The sequence below is a fragment of the Corynebacterium kalidii genome (genome assembly GCF_022869005.1).
Taxonomy (GTDB): domain Bacteria; phylum Actinomycetota; class Actinomycetes; order Mycobacteriales; family Mycobacteriaceae; genus Corynebacterium; species Corynebacterium kalidii.
This window is the reverse complement of record NZ_JALIEA010000017.1, coordinates 363,323-383,230: the sequence shown is the minus strand read 5'-3', so window position 1 is coordinate 383,230 and position 19,908 is coordinate 363,323. Positions and strand designations below refer to the sequence as shown.

Annotated in this window: 18 protein-coding genes and 1 pseudogene; 7 read left to right on the top strand and 12 right to left on the bottom strand. The window is 70.5% G+C overall.

Going from position 1 to position 19,908, the window contains the following annotated elements:
- Positions 1 to 57 precede the first annotated feature (57 nt).
- Both nusA and rimP read right to left on the bottom strand, forming a co-directional pair.
- The gene (gene nusA / locus MUN33_RS12450) at positions 58 to 1,161 is read right to left on the bottom strand and encodes a transcription termination factor NusA (protein WP_244805237.1); all 1,104 of its coding nucleotides are present in this window, start codon (positions 1,159 to 1,161) and stop codon (positions 58 to 60) included.
- Complete coding sequence (rimP, locus tag MUN33_RS12445) at positions 1,158 to 1,715, bottom strand: ribosome maturation factor RimP (protein ID WP_244805236.1); 558 nt, start codon at positions 1,713 to 1,715, stop codon at positions 1,158 to 1,160. The genes nusA and rimP overlap by 4 nt, the downstream gene beginning before the upstream one ends.
- Before the next feature lie 42 nt (positions 1,716 to 1,757).
- On the opposite strand from rimP, the gene MUN33_RS12440 reads away from it, so the two are divergent.
- A complete protein-coding gene (locus MUN33_RS12440; RefSeq protein WP_244805235.1) occupies positions 1,758 to 2,768 on the top strand; it encodes a hypothetical protein in 1,011 nt (336 codons plus the stop codon).
- Positions 2,769 to 2,813: 45 nt separating this feature from the next.
- Here the strand turns inward: MUN33_RS12440 and MUN33_RS12435 are convergent.
- Together MUN33_RS12435 and MUN33_RS12430 are read right to left on the bottom strand one after the other, a co-directional pair.
- A pseudogene (locus MUN33_RS12435) lies at positions 2,814 to 2,909 on the bottom strand (PTS nitrogen regulatory IIA subunit); the annotation flags it as partial.
- A gap of 161 nt (positions 2,910 to 3,070) precedes the next feature.
- Positions 3,071 to 4,828 carry a proline--tRNA ligase gene (locus tag MUN33_RS12430; RefSeq protein WP_244805234.1) on the bottom strand — a complete coding sequence of 586 codons (1,758 nt, stop codon included), beginning with the start codon at positions 4,826 to 4,828 and terminating at the stop codon, positions 3,071 to 3,073.
- A 51-nt stretch (positions 4,829 to 4,879) separates the two neighbouring features.
- Between MUN33_RS12430 and yaaA the strand changes: the two genes are divergently transcribed.
- On the top strand, positions 4,880 to 5,656 hold the full coding sequence (gene yaaA, locus MUN33_RS12425; RefSeq protein WP_244805233.1) for a peroxide stress protein YaaA: 777 nt from the start codon (positions 4,880 to 4,882) through the stop codon (positions 5,654 to 5,656).
- 107 nt (positions 5,657 to 5,763) lie between these two features.
- A complete protein-coding gene (locus MUN33_RS12420) occupies positions 5,764 to 6,942 on the top strand; it encodes an ATP-binding protein (protein WP_244805232.1) in 1,179 nt (392 codons plus the stop codon).
- Between the two features lie 24 nt (positions 6,943 to 6,966).
- Here the strand turns inward: MUN33_RS12420 and cobA are convergent, their stop codons facing one another.
- Together cobA and mqo are read right to left on the bottom strand one after the other, a co-directional pair.
- Complete coding sequence (cobA, locus tag MUN33_RS12415; protein ID WP_244805231.1) at positions 6,967 to 7,992, bottom strand: uroporphyrinogen-III C-methyltransferase; 1,026 nt, start codon at positions 7,990 to 7,992, stop codon at positions 6,967 to 6,969.
- Positions 7,993 to 8,015: 23 nt separating this feature from the next.
- Complete coding sequence (gene mqo / locus MUN33_RS12410) at positions 8,016 to 9,497, bottom strand: malate dehydrogenase (quinone) (protein ID WP_244805230.1); 1,482 nt, start codon at positions 9,495 to 9,497, stop codon at positions 8,016 to 8,018.
- Positions 9,498 to 9,727: 230 nt separating this feature from the next.
- On the opposite strand from mqo, the gene MUN33_RS12405 reads away from it, so the two are divergent.
- The 3 genes from MUN33_RS12405 to MUN33_RS12395 are packed head-to-tail and all read left to right on the top strand — an operon-like array spanning position 9,728 to position 13,198.
- Positions 9,728 to 10,843 (top strand): alpha/beta hydrolase, encoded by a 1,116-nt coding sequence (locus MUN33_RS12405; protein WP_244805229.1) that lies wholly within the window; start codon positions 9,728 to 9,730, stop codon positions 10,841 to 10,843.
- Positions 10,840 to 12,285 (top strand): mycothione reductase, encoded by a 1,446-nt coding sequence (gene mtr, locus MUN33_RS12400; RefSeq protein ID WP_244805228.1) that lies wholly within the window; start codon positions 10,840 to 10,842, stop codon positions 12,283 to 12,285. Before MUN33_RS12405 ends, mtr begins: the two co-directional genes overlap by 4 nt.
- 58 nt (positions 12,286 to 12,343) lie before the next feature.
- Complete coding sequence (locus MUN33_RS12395; protein ID WP_244805527.1) at positions 12,344 to 13,198, top strand: SDR family oxidoreductase; 855 nt, start codon at positions 12,344 to 12,346, stop codon at positions 13,196 to 13,198.
- Here the strand turns inward: MUN33_RS12395 and MUN33_RS12390 are convergent.
- The 4 genes from MUN33_RS12390 to MUN33_RS12375 all read right to left on the bottom strand — a co-directional run bounded on the left by MUN33_RS12390 (position 13,195) and on the right by MUN33_RS12375 (position 17,055).
- Positions 13,195 to 13,395 (bottom strand): hypothetical protein, encoded by a 201-nt coding sequence (locus tag MUN33_RS12390; protein WP_244805227.1) that lies wholly within the window; start codon positions 13,393 to 13,395, stop codon positions 13,195 to 13,197. The genes MUN33_RS12395 and MUN33_RS12390 overlap by 4 nt on opposite strands.
- A 123-nt stretch (positions 13,396 to 13,518) precedes the next feature.
- Positions 13,519 to 14,235: a TSUP family transporter gene (locus MUN33_RS12385; protein ID WP_244805226.1), complete on the bottom strand. Its 717-nt coding sequence runs from the start codon at positions 14,233 to 14,235 to the stop codon at positions 13,519 to 13,521.
- A complete protein-coding gene (locus tag MUN33_RS12380) occupies positions 14,232 to 15,641 on the bottom strand; it encodes an amidohydrolase family protein (protein WP_244805225.1) in 1,410 nt (469 codons plus the stop codon). Before MUN33_RS12380 ends, MUN33_RS12385 begins: the two co-directional genes overlap by 4 nt.
- Positions 15,628 to 17,055 carry a uracil-xanthine permease family protein gene (locus MUN33_RS12375; RefSeq protein WP_244805224.1) on the bottom strand — a complete coding sequence of 476 codons (1,428 nt, stop codon included), beginning with the start codon at positions 17,053 to 17,055 and terminating at the stop codon, positions 15,628 to 15,630. Before MUN33_RS12375 ends, MUN33_RS12380 begins: the two co-directional genes overlap by 14 nt.
- A gap of 304 nt (positions 17,056 to 17,359) precedes the next feature.
- Between MUN33_RS12375 and MUN33_RS12370 the strand changes: the two genes are divergently transcribed.
- Positions 17,360 to 18,556, top strand: coding sequence for an RNase H family protein (locus MUN33_RS12370; protein WP_244805223.1), 1,197 nt, complete (start codon positions 17,360 to 17,362; stop codon positions 18,554 to 18,556).
- 12 nt (positions 18,557 to 18,568) lie between these two features.
- On the opposite strand, the gene MUN33_RS14265 is transcribed toward MUN33_RS12370, so the two are convergent.
- Together MUN33_RS14265 and MUN33_RS12360 are read right to left on the bottom strand one after the other, a co-directional pair.
- A complete protein-coding gene (locus MUN33_RS14265) occupies positions 18,569 to 19,243 on the bottom strand; it encodes a TM2 domain-containing protein (RefSeq protein ID WP_244805222.1) in 675 nt (224 codons plus the stop codon).
- A 64-nt stretch (positions 19,244 to 19,307) separates the two neighbouring features.
- Positions 19,308 to 19,811, bottom strand: coding sequence for a putative molybdenum carrier protein (locus MUN33_RS12360; RefSeq protein ID WP_244805221.1), 504 nt, complete (start codon positions 19,809 to 19,811; stop codon positions 19,308 to 19,310).
- Positions 19,812 to 19,908 lie beyond the last annotated feature (97 nt).

Below are 19,908 nucleotides of genomic sequence, written 5' to 3'. Positions count from 1 at the left end.
GCCCCGACCCCGGTACCCTGCGAGCCGGTCGGGACCACCGGGTGAATTACACCGGTGTCAGACCTGCCGCTCGTCGACATCGGTACCCATGGCACGCCCGGGGGTGTCGTCGATAGCCTCGATCGCGTCGGCGGCGCCCGGGACATCGGTGACGTCAGCGGCCTCGGGGTCCTGCGGGTCGGACTCCGGGCGGATGTCGATCTTCCAGCCCGTCAGCCGTGCCGCCAGGCGGGCGTTCTGCCCCTCCTTGCCGATCGCCAGCGACAGCTGGTGGTCGGGCACGATCGCCCGGGCGACCTGCAGGTCGTGGTCGGTGACGTCGACACGCACGACCTTCGCCGGGGCGAGGGCGTTGCCGACGTACGTCGCCGGGTTCGCCGAGTGGTCCACGATGTCGATCTTCTCGCCCGACAGCGCCTCCATGATGGCGGTCACCCGCTGGCCCCGCGGCCCGATGCAGGCGCCCTTGGCGTTGAGGCCGTTGACCGTGGAGGCCACCGCGATCTTCGAACGGTGACCGGCTTCGCGGGCGATGGCGGTGATGTCCACGGACCCGTCGGCGACCTCGGGCACCTCGAGGGCGAACAGCCCACGCACCAGTTCGGGGTGGGTGCGCGACAACAGGATCTGCACGCCGCGCTGACCACGGTTGACGGCGGTGACGTAGCACTTCACCCGGTCACCGTGCTCGAGCTTCTCCCCCGGCATGTGTTCGGCGGCGAGGATCAGGCCGTCCTGGCCGTCCGCCTCGGTACCGAGGTGCACCACGGTGATGCCGCGGTCGTTGGCACGCGCGTCGCGGTTGACCACACCCGAGACCACCGTGCCCTCCAGGTCCGCGTACTTCGTGTAGGTCGAGTCCGCGCGGGCGATGTTGATCTGCCCGCGGATCGCGTCGCGCACGGCCTTCGCCGCCGCACGACCGAAGTCCTCCGGGGTGTCGTCGAACTCGCCGGTGGTGTTGCCGTCCTCGTCCCGCTCCAGCCGCAGCACGGTGACCGTGCCGTCCGTACGGTCGATCTCCACACGTGCGGGGCCCTCCACCTTCGTCAGCTCCCGGTAGGAGTCCAGCAGGGCCGCGGAGATGGCGCCGAGCAGCGCACTACGGCGGACCTGCTCGAGGTTCTCCAGGGCGGTCAGGGCACTCAGGTCAATTTTCACTTGTCGTCCTTCTGCGCATGGAGCGCACGGTACTTCTCGAGGTCAAGGCCCACCAGGTCACGTTGTTCGACCGGGGGCTCGGAAAACTCCACTTCTACCAAAGCCCCCGCCACCGAAGCCAATCCGCACGGTTCCACCCGGGGTGCGTCCTTCGTCCGCTCCCCCGGCCGGATCAGCCAGACCTGTTCGGCGTCCTCGTCGACGGCGCCGATGCGGGCGGTGCCGCCGTCGACCGAGACCAGGCGGCCGGTGTTGCGGCGGAAGTGCCGCAGCTCGGTCAGCGGTGTGTCCAGCCCCGGTGTCGTCACCTCGAAGGTGTACCCCGGACCGAAGTTCAGGGACCCGGAGGCTTCACGGGCGTCGAACTCGGCGGAAACGGCCGTGCTCAGTTCCTCGAGCTGGTCGAGGTCCGGCCGGTCGTCGGCGTCCACGGCGACCCGGACCGCGGACTTCGCCCCCGCCCTGGTCACGGTGATGGATTCGAGATCGAGGCCGAGTGCGCCGGCGAGAGGGCCGACGACCTCGGCGAGGTCCTGTTCAGAAGGGAAAGCCATGCCGTGAACCTTATCACCGGGCCGGGATGGCACTATGGGAGCGTGCACGTCTCCCCAACCACGTCCCCGGCGGCCACATCCCCCGCCACATCCCCCGCCGTATCCACCGCTGCCACGACACCGGCCCCCGCCCGACGGCCCCTCCGCCGTCGGGTCGTCGCCGTCGGGGCGGCACTCGCCGTCGCGTCCGGGGCGCTGTCGGCGTGTTCCAGCGAACCACCGCGGCCCGACGAGAGCCTGGAGTCGCTGGTCCAACAGCTCGACGCGCTCGACGCTCTCGACGGCAGCCCCGTCGACGGCGGGACGGAGCTCTTCAGCGACCAGGCGGAGGCGGTCGGCGGTGAGATCGTGCGGCAGTGCGGCACCGACCGGGACGGCGCTCCGCCGCCGGACTGCGGGGTACGGACGCTGGAGGCGCTCGCCGACGCCCCGTCAGTCGACGAGGTCCGCTCGCAGATGCTGAAGCTCATCGCCGGCGTGGACGCCGACAACGCCACCGCCCCCGGTGACGACGCCGAGCGGGACCGTGCCGTGCTGCTCACCGGACTGCACGCCGCACTGGCCACACTCGACGACCAGGCGTCAGGCGGACCGGCGATCGACGACGGGCTGATCGACGCGGGCTTCGGCGACGAGGTCTCCGAGGCCACCGCCACCGCGCTCGAACCCGTCACGGACCTGGTCAACCAGGCCGTGTACCTGTCCGGGGTGGTGCTGCCCGAGGCCGGTCCCGACCGCAGCCTCGTCACCACCGTCGGCACCCGGATGCGCACCGTCCGTGACACCGTCACCCCGGCCTCCGGTGTCGCCGCCGAGGCCGGTTACCGCTTCGCCGAGGGGGCCACGGTGCCCACGGACGCGTCATCCGCCGCATCGGCGCTGCTCGAGTCCGTCCATGCCGTCACCGTCTCCCTGCGCCGTGCCGTCGGTGAGGTCAGCGAGAGCGACCGCGCCCTGACGGCGATGCTGTGTGCGGTCGCCGCCCGCTCGGAGGCCGCGCTGGAGGACGCCCTCGGCGAGGACCCCTTCGCCGTCTCCGTACGCGGCGAGTAGGGGCTCAGAAGCGGCACACGTACCCCGAAGGGCCTGCCGGGAGTTCCGGCAGGCCCTTCGGTCGTTCTGCTTCTTCTTGTCGGGGACGGTCCGTGCCCGGGTCTTCAGCAGCAGATGCTGCTGCAGCTGGTCCGGGGTCATCTTCCACGTCCCGGGCCGGGCTGCCCCGGCCGTCGACCGAGTCCGCTTCTTCGACACCGCGTGTTCACCTCCTACGCCCGTGGTCCTGCATCCGTACAGGACGACCGCAGGACAGCGTAGCGCATCGGGCCCGGAAGCCGTAGGGGGCCGACTGCTTCCCGCTACTTCCCGGTCCTCCCGAGGGCGGTGGAGACCGCGTCGTCGTAGGCGATGTTGTCGGCGTCGCCGGTCATCCGGTCACGCAGTTCCACCGTCCCGTCGGCGAAGCCACGGCCGACGATGAACACCAGCGGCACGCCGAGGAGTTCGGCGTCCTTGAACTTCACACCGGGGCTCACCTTCGGCCGGTCGTCGTAGAGGACCTCCAACCCCGCCTCGGACAACCGGTCGACGAGCGCCCCGGCCGCCTCACCGGCGGCGGCGTCCTTGTTCGCGATGACGACGTGGACGTCGTAGGGCGCGACCTCGGCGGGCCACCGCAGGCCCTTCTCGTCGTGCATCTGCTCGGCGAGCACGGCGATGAGCCGGGACACACCCAGACCGTAGGACCCCATGGTGGGCACCGACCGCTTGCCGTTGACGTCGAGGATCTGCATGTCGAACGCCTCGGTGTACTTGCGGCCGAGCTGGAAGATGTGGCCGATCTCGATACCGCGTTCCAGCGTCAGCGTGCCCATCCCCGCGGGCGCCGCGTCACCTTCGCGGACCGTCGCTGCCTCGATGTAGGCGTCGGGGGTGAAGTCGCGTCCGGCGACCATGTTCACCACGTGGTGGTTCTTCCGGTCCGCCCCGGTGATCCAGGAGGTACCGGTCACCACGCGGGGGTCGGCGAGGACCCGCACACCGTTGTCGGCCAGCCCCTTCGGGCCCACGTAGCCCTTGGCCAGGAACGGGTTGGCCTCGAAATCCTTGTCCTCGGCGAGTTCGACCGTCGCCGGCTCCAGGGACGCCTCCAGCCGCTTCATGTCCGCCTCGCGGTCACCGGGCAGCAGCACGCCGGTGAGCTCCGGCTCGCCGCCGGGTTCGGTGACCTTGACCAGCAGGCACTTGAGGGTGTCGGTGAGCTCGACCGGGCGGCCGTCCACGGTGATGCCCTCGGAGCGTGCCCACGCCACCAGGGTGTCCATCGTCGGGGCATCCGGCGTCCGGTACACGACCGCCTCCGGCAGTCCCTCCACCGGGCGCGGGTCCGGGTGCGGGGTGACGACGGCCTCGACGTTGGCGGCGTAGTCGCCGTCGGTGGCCCGCACGAAGGTGTCCTCGCCGTTCGGGGAGATCGCCAGGAACTCCTCGGAGGCCGACCCGCCCATCGCCCCGGACGTGGCGGCGCAGATCGCGTACTCCACGCCCAACCGGTCGAAGATCGCCTGGTAGGCCCTGCGGTGCGCCTGGTAGGCCTCCTCGAGGCCCTCGTCGTCCATGGTGAAGGAGTAGGAGTCCTTCATGATGAACTCCCGGCCACGCAGGATGCCGGCACGCGGACGCTCCTCGTCCCGGTACTTCGTCTGGATCTGGAAGAGGGTGACCGGGAAGTCCTTGTAGGAGCTGTACTCCCCCTTCACCAGGGAGGTGAACAGCTCCTCGTGGGTCGGGCCGAGGAGGTAGTCCTGCCCTTTACGGTCCTTGAGGCGGAACAGGGCGTCGCCGTACTCCGTCCACCGACCGGTGGTCTCGTAGGGCTCGCGCGGCAGCAACGCCGGCAGGCTGATCTCCTGGGCGCCGATGGCCCCCATCTCCTCGCGGACGACCTTCTCGACGTTCCGCAGGACGCGCAACCCCAGCGGCAGCCAGGAGTACACGCCCGGGGCGGTACGTCGGACATATCCCGCACGGACGAGGAGCTTGTGGCTGGGGACCTCCGCGTCAGCGGGGTCGTCGCGCAGTGTGCGCAGGAAGAGGGAGGACATCCGGGTGATCATGACCGGTACTCTAGTTCACGGGCGTGCCGACGTATCGCTAGGGTGTACCGCATGTTTATCCTGCTCCCCCCGTCGGAAACGAAGGCCTCCGGCGGTACCGGCCCCGCACTCGACATCGAGGGCCTCTCCTTCCCCGAACTGACCGGGATCCGCCGCCGGAACATCCGGGACCTCAGCGCCCTGGACCCCGACGACGCACTGCAGGTCCTCGGTATCTCCGAGAAGCTGCGCGGGGAGGCCGAGGCGAACACCCGGCTGCTCGAGGCCCCGACCACCCCGGCGATCCTGCGTTACACCGGCGTGCTCTACGATGCCCTGGACGTGTCCACACTGGCACCGTCGGCGCGGGCGCGCCTGGGGGTGGGGTCGGCCCTGTTCGGCCTGCTGTCGGCGGACGACCCCGTCCCCCACTATCGGTTGTCGGCCGGCACGAAACTGCCGTGGGCCGACGGGGCTGCCGGAGCTACCGGGTCCGCCGCGCGGGTACCGACGATGAAGGCCCGCTGGGGGTCCGCGGTCACCGACGCGCTGACCCGGGTCCCCGGCACCGTCGTCGACCTCCGGTCCGGCGGCTACCAGCAGCTGGGGCGGGTCCCCGGTGCGGTGACCGTGCGGGTCGAGTCGGTCCGCGAGGACGGCTCCCGCAAGGTCGTCAGCCACTTCAACAAGCACTACAAGGGGTTGCTCGCCCGCGAGCTGGCTTCCGCCGACACCGACCTGCCGACCCCCGGTGACGTGGCGGGTGTCGCGGCGATCGCACGGCGGGCGGGGCTGACCGTGGAGGTCAACGACACTGTCGCGAAGGACGACCTGACCCTGGTCGTCTGACGCCGGCCGGCGCGGAAATCTCAAATTCTCAATCTGCCCGGTTGTCTCAAATTCTCAAAGTATCGAATTCTCGATCGACGACGCGGGACGACGCTACACTGCAGGGCATGACCAACCCCTTCCGTCCCACATTCGGCGCCTCCCCGCACTACTGGGCGGGCCGGCGGGTCATCCTCGACGACTACCGTGAGGCACTCGCCTCGGGCCCGGGCGCGGCCAGCCGCACCCTGGTGATCACCGGCTCCCGCGGTATCGGCAAGACGGTCCTGCTCAACGAACTCGAGGACATCGCCGCCGGCCACGGGTGGGTCGTCCTGCGCGCCTCCGCCCGCGGCGACATCTCCACCGAACTGGTGGAGTCGTCGATACCGGCGAAGATCCAGGAGATCAGCCCTACCGCCACCCGCCGGGTCACGGGCCTGGGCATCGCCGGCATCGGCTCGGTGACCACCTCGGTCACCGGCCCGGACGACCCCGACCGGCCGCGCCCCACACTGGAGTCCCGACTGCGTGACCTGCTCTCCCTGATGTCCGGGACCGGCGTACTCATCACCGTCGACGAGATCCAGGACGCCGACCGCAACGCGCTCAGCCGCCTCGCCGCGACCTACCAGAACCTCATCCGCGACGACCTCGAGGTGTCGCTGGCGATGGCCGGGCTCACCCACGGCGTGGAGATCCTGCTGGACCTGCCCGGGACCACGTTCATGCGGCGGGCGCACCGCTACGACCTGGGGCCGCTCACCGACGACGACGCCGCAGACGTGCTGGCCACCTCCTCGGCCGACTCCGGCCTGGCCTTCGACAGCGCGGGGCTCGCCGCCGCGGTGGACCTGGCCGCCGGCTACCCCTACCTCGTCCAGCTCGTCGGTTCCCTGGCGTGGAACGCCGCACGGCGCTCGCAGGCGTCCTCGATCAGCCTGTCCGCCGTGGAGGCGGTCAGCCGGGAGGCGGTGGCGACGATGGGGGCCCAGGTCCACCACCCCTCCCTCAAGGGTGTGCCCACCGTCCAACGTGAGTACCTCGAGGCGATGGCAGCTCTCGCGGAGCCGGGAGAACCGACGCAGGGACGTGCGCAGGGACGTGGCGACCACCGCGACGGCCCCGTCGCCACCGCGGCGGTCGCCGAACGGTTGGGGAAGACCCAGCGCGCGGCGAGCGACCCGCGGGCGAAACTGATCGACCGCGACCTGATCACGCCGGCGGGATGGGGCAAGGTGCAGTTCACCCTGCCCTACCTGGGCCACTGGCTGCGTGGCAGCGGGACGGTGCGCCGGGTGAACTGAGCCGGACCTGCGCGTTCCCGCCCGCTACCCGTCGATGCGTCGGGCGGCGGCCTCTCCGACGACGATGATCGCCGGGGATCCCAGCCCCTCACGCACGATGGTCTCACCGAGGGTGGCCAGGGTCGCCGCCGTGACCCGTTGGGACGGGGTCGACGCGTGTTCCACGACCACCGCCGGAACGTCCCCGTCACGTCCGCGGCGGATGAGCTCGGCGGCGATCGCCCCGGCGTTACGCACCGCCATGATCAGCACGAGGGTGCCGGTCAGACCGGCGACGGCCGACCAGTTCACCAGCGACTTGGCGTGCCCCGGGGGCAGGTGGCCGGAGACCACCGTGACGTCGTGGTTCAGGCCGCGGTGCGTCAGGGAGATCCCCGCGGCGGCCGGGGCGGACGTCACCGAGGTCACCCCCGGGATCACCCGCACCGGGATCCCGGCGTCCACGCAGGCCCGGACCTCCTCGTGCCCACGGCCGAAGATGTAGGCGTCGCCGCCCTTGAGCCGTACCACGCGCAGACCGGCCTTCGCACGGTCGATCATCAACTCGTTGATGCGGTCCTGCGGCACCTGGGTGGAGTACGGGATCTTGGCGACGTCGATGACCTCGGCGCCGCGCTCGGCGGCCTCCTCGGCCAGAGCCACGGCCCCGAGATGGTCCGCCAGGACGACGTCGGCCTCCCGCACCGCACGCGTCCCCGCGACGGTGACCAGATCCGCGTCGCCCGGACCGCCGCCGACGAGGGTGACGCTCCCGACGCCACCCCCGACGCTGGCGCCGGTGCCGGGTGTGGCCGCACGGGGCGGCGCGGTCCCCTCCCCCGCACCGCGCCGGTCGTCGACGGGCACGCCGTGGGTGGCAGCCCACTCCAGCGCCACGTCGGCGGCCTCCGGATCCGTCCCGGCGGGCACGTGGACCAGCCCGACCCCGGACGCCTCCGGCACGGTACCGGTCACCGGAACCGCCCCGCGGTCACGGAGCAGCTCGACGGCGACCGCGGCGTGCGGTCCGTCGACGACAAACACCGGCACGCCGGTCAGCAGGAGGCTCATGGGTCTGGCTCGTCCGGTCCCTGCTAGTCCCCGAGCTTCAGGGTCTTCTGGCTACGCTCCCACTGCTCGTTGAACAGGGCGGTGTCCTTGGAGATCCGGCCACCGTAGGACGGGATCATCTCCTTGAGCTTCGGGGCCCAGTCGGCCATGCGGTTGCCGAAGCAGCGCTCCAGCACCTCGATCATCGCCGAGGGGGCGATGGAGGCGCCCGGGGAAGCGCCCATGAGGCCGGCGATGCTGCCGTCACCGGAGTTGACCAGTGCGGTGCCGAACTCCAGCGACCCGAACTTCGGGGCGCCGATCGGCTTGATCACCTGGACACGCTGGCCGGCGGTGACCAGCTCCCAGTCGTCGCCGTTGGCGTCGGGCATGTACTCGCGCAGGGACTCCACGCGGGCCGCCTGGTCCTTGAGCAGCTCTTCGACGAGGTACTTCGTCAGGCCCATCTCCTGGACCGCCACACCCAGGTAGGACGGGATGTTGCCCGGACGCAGGGACTTGAACAGGTCCAGGAAGCTGCCGTTCTTCAGGAACTTCGGGGTCCAGCCGGCGTAGGGGCCGAACAGAAGGCCCTTCTTGCCGTCGATGATGCGGGTGTCCAGGTGCGGCACCGACATCGGCGGGGCGCCCTTGGCCGCCTTGCCGTAGACCTTGGCGGAGTGCTGCTCGATGAGCTCCTCGTTGGTGCAGCGCAGCCACTCGCCCGAGATCGGGAAACCTGCGTAGCCGCGGATCTCCGGGATGCCGGCCTTCTGCAGCAGCGGCAGGGCCATGCCGCCGGCGCCGACGAACACGAAGTTCGCGCGCACCGTGGAGGTGTCGCCGTTGTGCAGGTTCTTCACCGCGACCTTCCAGCCGGAGCCGTCGCGGGTGATGTTGGTGACCTCGTTGCCGTAGCGGACCTCCACGCCCTCGGCGGTGACGGCGTCCAGGTACTGACGGGTCAGCGCACCGTAGTTGATGTCGGTACCGGCGTCGGTCCACGAGATCGCGACCGGCTCGGAGAAGTCACGGCCCTGGGCCATCAGCGGGAGCTTCTCGCTGAAGACGTCCTCGGAGTCGGTGTACTTCATGTCCGGGAACAGCGTGTGGTCCTTCAGGGCCTCGTAGCGGGCCTTGATGTAGTCGACCTGGGCGGTGCCGTGACCGAACGACATGTGCGGGGTCCGGTTGATCCACTCGCTGGGCTCGCCCAGGGTGCCGTTCTCCACGAGGTAGGACCAGAACTGACGGGAGGCCTGGAACTTCTCGTTGATACCGACGGCCTTCGAGATGTCGATCTTGCCGTTGACCTCGGGCGTGTAGTTGAGCTCGCACAGGGCCGAGTGGCCGGTGCCGGCGTTGTTCCACGGCGAGGAGGACTCCGCCCCGGGGACGTCCATACGCTCGATGATCAGCTGGCTCCAGTCGGGCTGGAGCTGACGCAGCATCACTGACAGGGTGGTGGAGATGACACCGGCGCCGATGAGGGCGACGTCGACGTGATCATTCTGGGAAGGTGACACGTTAAGCTCAATCCTTTTTCATCGCTGCTTGTTCGCCGCAGCCGGTGACGGTCCGGGCACTGCCGTAGGCCACTCGCGGCGTCCACAATGGTGCGATGATACGTGCCCCGGCACAGTCGGACACAACCCGCCCCCTGTGCCCGCCTGTGCCCGCCGCCACGTCCGGCCCCGCCGCGGCCGCGTCCCACACCCGTCCCCGCCGCCGCTGCGGGTCATTAGACTGGCCTTCCGTGAATGCTCTCAGCCACCAGAACCTCGCCACCGTCCTGTCCCGACCTTTGGGACAAAGCGTCCATGAACTGGACTTTGAGCCGGATTTCCTCGGTGAGGGGTACACGCACCACACGGTCGACCTCGGCGTGGACCCGGACGGCGAACCCGAGGGCGATCCGGGCGCGGTGCGGTGCACCCTCGTCCGGTACCGTCCGGAGGACACACCGGAATGGGGGGAGCGACCGGCGGTGCTGTTCGTCCACGGGATGACGGACTACTTCTTCCAGACCCATGTCGCCGAGCATTTCCACGGGCTCGGGTACGCCGTCTACGGGATCGACCTGCGCAAGTGCGGACGCTCGCACCGCGAGGGGCAGACCTGGCACCACGTCAGCTCCCAGTCGCTCTACGACGAGGACCTGGCCGTGGCACTGTCGATGCTCAGCGCCGGACACGGGTCCACCACCCTGGTGGGCCACTCCACCGGCGGGCTGGACGTGACCATGTTCGTCTCCCGGCTGCACAGCGCCGCACGGTCGGGCGACACCGCGCGTGCCGCCCTGCACGACACCGTCGACGCGGTGATCCTCAACAGCCCCTGGCTGGACCTGCAGCTGGACCGGGCGACGAACCTCATCATCCGGCGGGTGTTCCCGCACGTCGCACGGTTCTGGCCGACCTGGCACGTCCCCGGCGGGATCAGCCCCACCTACGGGCAGAGCCTCCACCGCTCCGAGTACGGGGAATGGGGGTACGACCTCGGACTCAAACCCCTGCACGCCCGTCCCAAGCAGGTCAGCTGGCTCGTGGGGGTCAGCCGTGAGATCACGAGGCTGCACACCGGCGGGTTCTCCACCGGGGTCCCCACGCTGCTGCTGTGCTCGGACACCGACGGTGCCGGCGGAACCGTCACCGGTGCCGACGGCAGGCGCATGCCGGACGCGGAGGCGTTTGCGTCCGACACCGTCCTGAAACCCTCGCAGATGCGGGCCGCGGCCCACCTGGTGGACCCGGACTGCGAGGTGCGGGTGATCCCCGGGGCGATGCACGACGTCTTCCTGTCCCGACCGGACGTGCGGGCGGCGGCCTTCGCCGCGGTCGACGACTGGGTGGACGTACCATCGGTGCCATGACTGACTCCCCCGAACACTTTGACCTCATCGTCGTCGGCACCGGCTCGGGCAACTCGATCCCGGCGGAGCTGAACGACCGTACGATCGCCATCGTCGAGAAGGGCGTCTTCGGCGGCACCTGCATCAACGTGGGCTGTATCCCCACGAAGATGTACGTCTACGCCGCCGACGTCGCCCGCGAGCTGGCCGACGCCGGGCGGTACGACCTCTATCCCGTCGGCGGTGCCGCGGACGCCCCGGTCCCGGTGGCCGGCTGGAAGGTCGACTGGGACGCCCTGAAGGAGCGGGTGTTCGGCCGGCGTATCGACCCGATCTCGCGCGGCGGCGAGGAGTACCGCCGGGGCGACGAGACCCCGAACATCACCCTGTTCAGTGACATCGCCACGTTCACCGGCGAACGGACGCTGCGCATCGGCGAGGGTGACGACGCACGGACGATCACCGGCGACCAGATCGTCCTGGCCACCGGGACGCGCACCTGGGTGCCGGACGTGATCCGGGACTCCGGGATCCCCTACCGCACCAACGCCGACGTGATGCGGATGGACCAGCTGCCGCGCACCATGGTGATCCTGGGCGGCGGGATCATCGCCGTCGAGTTCGCCCACGTCTTCTCCGCGCTGGGTGTCGACGTGACCGTGGTCAACCGTTCCGACAGTCTGCTGCGCCGGTTCGACGCCACGGTGTCGTCCCGGTTCACCGACCTGGCGCAGGGCCAGTGGACCAATCTGCTGGGCCACACGGTCACCGACGCCCGCGCCGACGGTGGCCTGGTCACGCTCACCCTGGACGACGGCCGCGAGATCGACTGCGACGAGGTGCTCCTCGCCCAGGGGCGGGTACCCAACGGCGACCTGCTCGACGCCGCCGCCGGTGGTGTGGACCTCGCCGACGACGGCCGCATCCTCGTCGACGAGTACGGCCGCACCTCCGCCGAGGGTGTCTGGGCGCTCGGCGACGCCGCCAACGAGCTGCAGCTCAAGCACGTGGCGAACCAGGAGGCGCGTGCGGTGTTCCACAACGTCACGGTCGGGGGCACGGACGGCGGTGACCTGGTCCGGTTCGAGCACGACAACGTCCCCGGCGGGATCTTCACCCACCCGCAGATCGGGTACGTGGGCATGACCGAGGACGAGGCCCGGGCCTGGGCGGAGGAGAACGGCCGGACAGTCACGGTGAAGATCCAGGAGTACGCCGACGTGGCCTACGGCTGGGCCATGGAGGACACCACCGGTTTCTGCAAACTGATCGCCGACGCCGACTCCCACCGTCTGCTGGGCGCGCACATCATGGGACCGCAGGCCGCGACACTGATCCAGCTGCTGGTCACCGCCATCGAGTTCGACCTCGATCTCGCGGAGTTCGCCACGAGACAGTACTGGCCCCACCCGTCGTTGAGCGAGCTCGTGGAGAACGCGGTGCTGGGGCTCGATCTACGCTAGATTCGGCGGGGAACCTAGTGTGGGCCGGGCCGACCCCGGCGAGCGGAAGGGGCCGACGATGCGGTGCGTGGTGACGGGAGCGGCGTCCGGGATAGGCCGTGAGGTGGCGCTGCTGTTGGCGCGCGAGGGGCACGAGGTGATGCTCACCGACCGGGACGGCGACGGGCTCGAGGCCACCGCGCAGGAGGTGACGCGCATCCGTCCGGGAGCGCTGCTCGACGACCGGGTCCTGGACATCACCGACATCGACGAGGTGCGTGACTGGGCGACCCGGATCACCGCCGACCACGGCGCCCCGGACGAGGTCTACCACGTGGCCGGGATCGCGATCTGGGGCGACCCCCGCACGCTGCCGCACGAGAAGTGGGCGAAGGTCATCGACGTGAACCTGATGGGCACGGTCCATGTCGTCGAGGCCCTGATCCCGGCGATGACCCGGGCGGGCAAGGTCGGGACAGGCCGCCGGGCCCGGCCGCGGCGGTTGTGCTGCGTGTCCTCGGCGGCAGGGATCATCGGCCTGCCGTGGCACGCGGCCTACTCCGCCTCCAAGGGCGGGGTGCTCGGCATGTGCGAGGTACTGCGGTTCGACCTGGCACCGTACGGGGTGAGCGTGCACGCCGCGGTGCCCGGTGCGGTGGACACCCCCCTGGTCCGGACGATCGACATCGACGGGGTGGACCCGAACGCCGACCGCGTCCGCAAGGCACGGACGTTGTTCCAGCGCCACGCGGCGACGCCGGCGGAGGCCGCGCGCAGGATCGTCGCCGGGACCAGGAGAGGTCGCTACCTGGTCTACACCAGCGGGGACATCAGGGTGGCCCGCTGGGCGCAGGTGAACCTCCCCTGGGCCTACCGAGCAGCGATGCGGCTGCTGAACCGGGGCCTGCGCTGGGCGGCCGCAGGTTCCGGCTAGTTGGAGGAACCGGCGCTGCCGATCACGTCGGCGATGGAGCCGGAGGTCTCCTGGTTGTGCTCGCCGCTGCCGATCGCGTTCTCGAGGTCGGCGGCGCTGCCACCGACGGCGTCGATCAGCTGCTTGAAGCCCTGCCAGACACCGTGCAGGAGGGTGGAGATGCCGTCACCGAGGGAGCTGACGATAGAGAGGTCCATGGGAAAAGCTTTTCGGATAGTGAGTAAGGACTGACGCTTTCCAGCGCCGTTCCTCAGATTCTGGGCGAGTCAGACCACCCCGTCAGTGGTGTTGCCCACAGGACTACCCCAGGGGGTGTGCCCTCACAGCAGGGTCTGGACCAGCAGGACCGCACCGGAGATGATCGAGAACACGATCACGGCCATCCGCAGTTCCAGGCGCGGGAAACGCCGCACGACCAGCGTGCTGCAGGCGGTGCCCAGGATCACCGCCGGCAGCAGCACCGCCGAGTTCCCCAGCCACCCCTCGGGTGCCGCGCCGGAGACGACCAGCGCGACCAACGAGACGACCTCGCCGACGAGGAAGCAGCTGGCCACGGTCGAACGGATCACCGGCGGACGTGCGTGCTGGTAGACCAGTGCCATCGGCGGACCCCCGACCCCGGTCGCGGTCTCACTGACACCGGTGACCGCGCCGGCGACCAGGAACCCCAGCCGCGACGGGGAGAACGGCGGGGCGAACAGGCTCACCAGGGCCGCACCGATGGTCACCCCGGCCACCAGCAGGGCCAACCCGGCCGGCGACAGTGTCGCCACCAGCAGCAGGCCCACGGCGGTGAACACGATCCGCGCCAGGCTGATCCACGTCAGCCCGTGTATGTCGATGCTGCGCCATTCGCGCACCGCGACGAAGGCGTTCAACGGCAGCATGAGCACCAGCAGGGTCGTCGGCAGGAGCTCGGGGGCCAGCAACCCCGCGACCGGGGCGACGATCAGGGCGAAGCCGATCCCGCTGACGCCCTGTACCAACGCCGCCAGGAACACGGTGACCGACAGGACGGCGACGACCGTGGCGCTCACAGGCCGGCCCGCTGACAGGCGTCCGACGACGCGCGCGCCGCGTCGTCCAGCAGCGCGGCGTGGTCCAGGCACAGCGGGACACCGTCCACGACGCGCGCCGCGCCGTCGGTGGCCACCGCCCTGATCTGGTCACGGTGGCCCAGCCGGACCAGCTCCCAGGCCAGGTCGACCGGCCGGATGAAGTCCGGCGTCGCCAGGTCGAGGACCAGGAAGTCCGCACGGTACCCGGCACCCACCGTGCCGGTGACGTCCCCGAGCCCGACGGCGTCCGCCCCCGCCGACGTCGCCGCCCGCAGCCACGCGGTACCGCCACCGGCCACCGGGTCGCCGACCTCGACGGCCGAGGCGAAACGTTGGGCGGTCTCCGCGGCGTCCATCAACCGGAACCCGTCGGCGCGGGTACCGTCCGTCCCCAGGCCGGTACGTGCCCCGAGGGCGAGCAACGACAGGGCGTCGGCGATGACGTTGCCCTTCCACGCACTGGCCACCGGGTTGTAGGACCAGGCCGCGCCCGAGCGCGCCAGGAGCAGCTTCTCCTGCGGGGTGAGCAGGGTCGCGTGCGCGGCCAGGAGCCAGGGGCCCACCGCACCGGCGTCCTCCATGACGCCCAGCGGGCGGCGTCCGGTCGCCAGCAGGGTCCGCTCGACCCCGGCGAGGTGCTCGTTGACGTGGGTCTGGAACACCGCGCCGGCCTCCCGGCACAGGCCGGCCAGGCGCGTCAACGTCGCCGGTTCCGCCATCTCCGGGGTGGCCACCGCCACCGAGCCCCGGACCCGGTCGCCGGTGAACCGGGCCAGGTGTTCCCCGGCGTCCGCCACAGCCCGGTCCCCGTCCCCTGCCCCGGGTCCACGGTCGTGGCAGATCCTGCCGAGGACCAGACGGACCCCGGTCTCCTCCGCCTCATCGGCCAGGATCCCCAGGTCGTGGTCGACACGGGCCCCGGCGTCAGCGACGGTGGTGAAACCACCGAGCATCGCGTCCACCAGTCCCAGCCGGGCGCTCACCGCAAGCTCGTCCTCGGTGAGCGCCCCCTCCAGCGGCACCCAGACGCGCTTGAAGATCTCGGAGGGTTCACCGAAGGCGTACGGTCGCCCCAGGGTCTGGGCGAGGTGCTGGTGGCAGTCGACGAGGCCCGGGGTCAACGCATGCCCCGCCAGGTCGACGGTGGGCAGGTCGGCGTACCCGTCGGGCAGGTCCGCGGCGGCGCCGGTCCACCGGAAACGGCCGGACCCGACGACGACGGCCCGGTCCCTGGCGAAGACGTCGTCCTCGGTCCAGGTGTACTCCGGAAGCAGGACGTAGGCGTCCGGCAGGTTCCTCAGACGCTCGGACAGCCCGGCGGTGGCGGCGGTACGGTCAGTGGCCTGCTCGGTGGTCGGCTCAGCGGTCGGCTCAACGGTCGGCATGGGCGGGGTCCTTCCCGTCGGTGGCTACAGGGGCAGAGGTGTCGGCGTCGGTGTGGCCGGGCGGCGGTTCCGCGGGGCTGTCACCGGAACGGTGCCGGTCGCGGCGGAACACGTACAGCAGACCGGTGACCAGCATGCCCACGATCGCCGACATCGTCACGCCGTTGCCCAGCAGCAGCCGCAGGTCCCCGGGCAGTCCGTCGTACACCGACGGGGCGAGGATCGGCAGCAGACCCGCGGCGAAACCCGCGGTGGCGACGAGGAAGTTCCGGTCGTCGTTCATGTCGATGCCCCGGAACATCCGGAGGCCGGACACGATGATCATGGTGAACGCGTAGACCGCGGTACCCCCGATCACCGGTTCGGGGATCGCCTGGATCAGGTCGGCGACTGGTCCGATGACCGCGATGACGACCAGCAGCACCCCGGCCAGGGCGGTGACGTACCTGCTCTTGACACCCGTCGCCCGGACGATGCCGATGTTCTCCCCGCTGGTGAGCATCGTCTGACCACCGAACGGGGCGGCGAACAGCGAGGTCAGCGCATCGCCGCGGACGGTGGCGGAGATCGTGCGTCCCCGGTCGATCTTCTTGCCCACGATGTCGGCGTTGAGCATCGTCTGCCCGGTGGCCTCGGCCATCGAACCGATGCTGAAGACGATCAGCGGCACGGCGGCGACGACGGCGAACTCGATGCCGCCGTAGGGCATCCACGCCGGGTGCCGCACCGCGTCGGTCCCGGTGGTGAACTCGAAGTACCCGGTGACGGCGGCGATCACGGTGCCCACCGCCATGCCCAGCAGGATCGCGACGGACCGGAGTTGTCGTGGCAGGACGACCTGCAGGACGATGATCACCGCGATCGTCGCCGCCGCCAACCCCAGGGCCCACAAGGGGGTCTCGTCCTCCCCGGAGATGAGGCCGCCGGCGATCTTGACGACGTTGACGCCGATCACCGTGATCATCACCGCCAGGACCACCGTCGGGACGACCTTGACGATCAGTCCGGCGATCGGCGACAACGCCAGGCACACGGCGGCGGAGATGATCACCGCACCACTGGCGACGGCGGCGCTGTGTTCGGTCGCGATCTGGATGAAGATCGCCACCGCCGCGCCGCCGGGGAGCATCACGAACGGCAGCTTCGCGCCGAGCCGCAGCCAGCCCATCGACTGGAGCATAGAGCCGACACCGCAGGCGATGAGGGTGATGCACAGGACGTTGCGCGTGGTCGGGGTGTCGAGCTGCAGTGCCCCGCTGATGAGGAACACCGAGGCGATCGGGGTGGCGATCATCACGATGACGTGCTGGAACGCGAGGATGACGGCGCTGGGCCAGGGCGGCATCGCGTCAACGGGATGTCTGGTCCCGGACGGTCCTGTGGTCTCGACGGACGCGGTGGGGACGGTGGTCATGGCAAGGGTTGGTCCTCTCCCCGTCGGGCAGGGCAACGGGATGGGCGGTCAGCTGAAGATGATTTAAGAGCATCGACGTCGTCGACGCCAACCGCCGTCCGCGACACCGGCGCCTCCGACGGTGACGGTGACGAGGCTGCCGCGGGGGTGCACGGGGCCCGGGGGCACCCGGTGACGGTCCGTTCGCACAGGCGTTCTGGCCCACCGCGACCGTGGCGTCCCTGTCCGCCGCGCCCGATACCGTGATGCGACGACCGGTACGAGCAACCGGACCCCACCGACGACACCACAGGAGACAGCGACCATGGACACCTCCCCCTCGCCCGCAGTGATGCCACGCCGCCGCCCGACGGCGGTACCGACGGCCCCCGGCACCGTCACCGTGACGATGACCGTGGAAACCGCCGCCGGCCTGTTCTCCGACGACGCGACGACGTTCGTCGCCTGCGCGGCGGTCGACGGTGTGCGCTCCCCGGTCCTGGCGGGTCCACGCGCGTCGGTACTGGATTCCGCGGCCCGGTGGGTGTGCCGGTCGACCCCGTTCATGAACGCCCTGTGCACCCCGGTCGTGCAGCTGCACAGCGGCGAGACCGCCGATGTCGAGGACATCGCCGCGCATGCCGACGCCGTCCGGACGGCGTTCCTCCGTGCCGGGGTGTCGGGCACGACGGTGGAGTGCCGCGCCGGGGCGGACCCCGTGACCCTGCCCGTACGTACGGTGGTCCGGGGCCACGAGCCCCCGGAGAGGATCGTCCTGCGCTACTGGGATGGTTCGCGACTGAAGACCCCGCGTGCACGGCCGGTACAGGGCCGGGCGGGCGGGAACCTCGGGGCCGGCGGCACGGCCGGGGCGAGTGTGGCCGACGAGCTCACCAGGTCGTTCCGCCGTCGTCTGACGACGGTCCGCAAACAGTGGTCGGCCTCGCCCGGCCGCCTGCACTGCAGTGGTGATCCCCGGATGGACGGCCGTCCCCGGCTGATCAACGTCTACACGGACGCCTCCACCTCCCCCGGGTCACGGTCCGCTGCCATCGGGATCGTGTGCCCGGAACTGTCCGTCGTGCTCTCCGGGGTCCTGTCGCGTACCTGGGCGAGAGAGGACGGCGGCGTCAGTGGGGCCGAGCTGTCCGCCGTCGCCGCGGCCGCGAAGCTGTTCGGCCCGTTTGCCGAGGAGGTCGTGATCCACACCGACTCGACGACGGCGGTCCACCTCTGGCGTAACCCGCTGCGGATCTCCGCCGCGCAGGTCTGGTTGAAGGAAGGCGTCCTCTCGGCGCAGCAGGCGGTGGAGGCCCACGGCACCGCGCTCCGCGTCCGCTGGGTGAAAGGCCACGCCGACACGCGGGGCAACCTGTGGGCCGACCGGGCGGCGAAGCTGTCCTGGCGTAGTGCCACATGGCGGGAGCCGGAGGAGACGCGTCGGATGAAACTCCGGCGTCTCGGCGAGGAGGTCGCCGACGCTGCTGGGAAACAGACTCAGCGGACGCAGCGGTCAGCCTGAACGCCCCGCAGGTTACGCCAGCCTGAACCCGTCGCGGTCACGGCCGTAGCGTCCCGTGGCGGTCAGGATCATGATGAACTCCACCATCGTCCAGATCCACAACCCCACCATGAGCAGGTAGCCGACGAGCACCGAGAGGCCTCCGACGATGATCAGGTCAGTGTCTTCACCGACGACGTAGGCCTCGCCGGAGTAGCGGGACACGACCTCGTCACCGGCGCCGGAGACCATCATGACGTAGCCGGCGATGACCGCCACCCAGGAGACGACCAGGACGATCAGCTGGGAGACTGCCCGTCCGGTGGTGCCGATGTAGAAGTTGTGGGCACCGGTACCACCGACGAAGAACGCCAGCAGCGCAGCGACGACCTTCTTCTTCCTCGACACCGGCGGTGCGGGGTAGCCCGGGTACGCGCCCTGGGCGTAGCCGTCCGGCACATAGGGCAACGGCTGGGCCTGTGGCGCGTACCGCCCGGGGTAGCCGGGCAACGGCTCAGCTGCCCCCGGAGCCACTCCGTAGGCCTGGGTCTGGCCGGTGTACGTCTCGCCCGTGTTCGTCTGGCCGAGGAACCCCGGGGCACCGTCGGTGCTCCCCGGGGTGTATTCGCCGGACCACCGTCCGCGGTTGTTCTCCTCGGGGGAAACGCCGTCGGGGTCGCGCGGGTCCTGCTGTTCGGGGTCGGTCACCGTGTGTTCTCCCACCTGGAGTCAGTGTTACATGGGTGTGGACAGCCTACCGCGGGAGGCGGTCTCAGCGGTCACCGGCGTCCAGGAGCGCGGCGACGAAAGCATGACCGGCCCCGTACGCGCCTGTCCACTCGCTGGCCCTCGGCCCGGCGACGTTCACCTCGAGGCCGGGCCCGAGCCGACCCAACCACGGCAGCACCTCGTCGACCACCGCGGTCGCCGCCCCGCCCACTCCCCACGCACCTGCGTCGAGGACCAGGTAGGGACGCCCCCAGTGCCGGGCGAAGCCCACCGTGAGCTCGGTGCCCGGCGACGGACCGTCCCGGGAGGTGAGGATGACCGTGACGTCACTGTCCCGGACATTCCACCCGGTGCGCTGGGACGGCTCCGCCGACGGGGTCTCCCTCAGCTCCGGGTAGGTCGTCAACAGCCCTGGCGCGACCGGGTGGTCCTCCGCCCAGCCGCCGGACGGGCACCAGCCGGTCACGGCGACGCCGACTGCCGTCGCCGCGTCGAGGGCTCCTCTGTCGACGCCTGTCTGCCCACCGGAACGGATGGCGGTAATCAATGGTTTCCCTTCCCTGGCTCACACGCGTTGCTGCGCTTTACACCAGATACACTAAGGGAAATCTGACCGCCGGGGTGTCCGCACTCCGTACACCTCC

Bases quoted from the DNA above. Each gene is read 5' to 3' on its own strand.
- MUN33_RS12395 (WP_244805527.1), top strand. From the start codon at position 12,344: ATGCGGTGCGTGGTGACGGGAGCGGCGTCCGGGATAGGCCGTGAGGTG.
- MUN33_RS12375 (WP_244805224.1), bottom strand. From the start codon at position 17,055: ATGACCACCGTCCCCACCGCGTCCGTCGAGACCACAGGACCGTCCGGG.
- MUN33_RS12370 (WP_244805223.1), top strand. From the start codon at position 17,360: ATGGACACCTCCCCCTCGCCCGCAGTGATGCCACGCCGCCGCCCGACG.
- cobA (WP_244805231.1), bottom strand. From the start codon at position 7,992: ATGAGCCTCCTGCTGACCGGCGTGCCGGTGTTTGTCGTCGACGGACCG.
- mtr (WP_244805228.1), top strand. From the start codon at position 10,840: ATGACTGACTCCCCCGAACACTTTGACCTCATCGTCGTCGGCACCGGC.
- MUN33_RS12430 (WP_244805234.1), bottom strand. From the start codon at position 4,828: ATGATCACCCGGATGTCCTCCCTCTTCCTGCGCACACTGCGCGACGAC.
- rimP (WP_244805236.1), bottom strand. From the start codon at position 1,715: ATGGCTTTCCCTTCTGAACAGGACCTCGCCGAGGTCGTCGGCCCTCTC.
- MUN33_RS12390 (WP_244805227.1), bottom strand. From the start codon at position 13,395: ATGGACCTCTCTATCGTCAGCTCCCTCGGTGACGGCATCTCCACCCTC.
- yaaA (WP_244805233.1), top strand. From the start codon at position 4,880: ATGTTTATCCTGCTCCCCCCGTCGGAAACGAAGGCCTCCGGCGGTACC.
- MUN33_RS12380 (WP_244805225.1), bottom strand. From the start codon at position 15,641: ATGCCGACCGTTGAGCCGACCGCTGAGCCGACCACCGAGCAGGCCACT.
- MUN33_RS12420 (WP_244805232.1), top strand. From the start codon at position 5,764: ATGACCAACCCCTTCCGTCCCACATTCGGCGCCTCCCCGCACTACTGG.